This is a genomic window from Neisseria sp. P0022.S010, from assembly GCF_051956635.1.
In genome coordinates this window covers 1-1,406 of the sequence record NZ_JBQCXF010000689.1, presented here as the reverse complement: position 1 = coordinate 1,406, position 1,406 = coordinate 1, and the positions used below count along the sequence as shown (strand labels likewise).

Sequence of the window (1,406 nt, the reverse complement as noted above, 5' to 3'; positions counted from 1 at the left end):
CTGACTTCAAGGTCGATGATGGGGTTTTCGTGGCGTTCGACAAGGAGGATTTGGGTGCCGTCGCGGTTGCGCCAGCGTTGGATGTCGGTGGCGGCTTGGACGCTTAAGGGCAGGAGTAGGGCAAGGGTGAGCAGGGTGGGTTTCATGTTGTGGCTTTCTGTTAAGGCCGTCTGAAAGGGTATGGGCTTTCAGACGGCCTGATGTTTATCGGTGTTTGGCAGCTTTTTTGCTTGGCGCGGCGGCAGGTTTTTGCGGCTCAATGATGACGGTACTCATGCGCTCGTCGGTCAACATCCGGGCGGCGGCCTGTACTTCTTGCGCGCTGACTGCCTGTAAGCGGCGGTGGATTTCTTGTTCGTCGGTATATTGGAAACCGCGCGCTTCGAGGCGGCCCATCATGGAGGCTTGGGAAGACATGGAGTCTTTGGCGTAGATTTCGCTGACCGCTGCTTGGGTTTTGACGCGCTGCAATTCTTCTTCGGAAACGCCGTTGTCGGCAATGTCTTTGATTTCTTGGCGCAGCTGGGCAATCAGAGTATCGGTTTTCACGCTTTCGGCAGGCATGGCCATTACGCTGAACAGCGGCATTTCACGGCTGATGATGTCGTAATGCGTTCCTGCGTTCAATGCGGTTTGCTTGCCGCGCACGAGATTTTTGTCAAAACGGCTGGACGCGTTGCCTGCCAAAATATCGGAGAGGACGTCGAGGGCAAAAGGCATTGCGTCGTCGAATTTTTGGAGTTTCGGCACACGGAAGTTGATGGCAATCAGCGGCTGGTGTGTGACCGGAGAAGTGGCTTTGACCGTAACAGGCTTGCGCAAATAGGGTTCGGTATGGAGTTTGTTGCGCGGCGGCTGGGCTTTGGCCGGAATATCGCCAAAGAGTTTGGCGGCCGTCTGAAGCGTTTGTTTAGCATCGACATCACCGACAATGACCAATACGGCATTGTTGGGCGCGTAATATTGTTTGTACCACGCGCGCAGGTCGTCGGCTTTTAGGGTGTGCAAATCTTTCATGTAGCCGATGACGGAGGCGCGCATGGACGGTTGGGTAAAGGCGGCAAGATAGGCTTGTTCCCACATTTTGCCGTCGGCTGTGTCTTCCGTGCGCTGGCGGCGTTCTTCACGGATGACGTTCATCTCGTTGAGGAATTCTTTGTCGCTGAAGTTGAGGTTGTGCATGCGGTCTGCCTCGAGCTTCAGAATCTCGGGCAGGTTGGCGGCAGCGACGTTTTCGTAATATACCGTTTCATTGCGACTGGTGTAGGCATTGTTTTGTCCGCCCAGCTCGGACACGCGGCGGTTGAACTCGCCGGAGGGAACGTCTTTCGTGCCTTTAAACATCATGTGTTCCAAAGCGTGGCTCAGGCCGCTTTTGCCCGGTTTTTCATCCACGCTGCCGATTT

Annotated in this window: 1 protein-coding gene; it reads right to left on the bottom strand. The window is 55.1% G+C overall.

Annotation, left to right across the window (positions count from 1 at the left end; genetic code table 11):
* Window positions 1-204: 204 nt before the first annotated feature.
* Window positions 205-1,406: M16 family metallopeptidase (locus ACTHUT_RS20680; RefSeq protein ID WP_440419680.1), on the bottom strand; the 1,202-nt coding region annotated here is incomplete at its 5' end.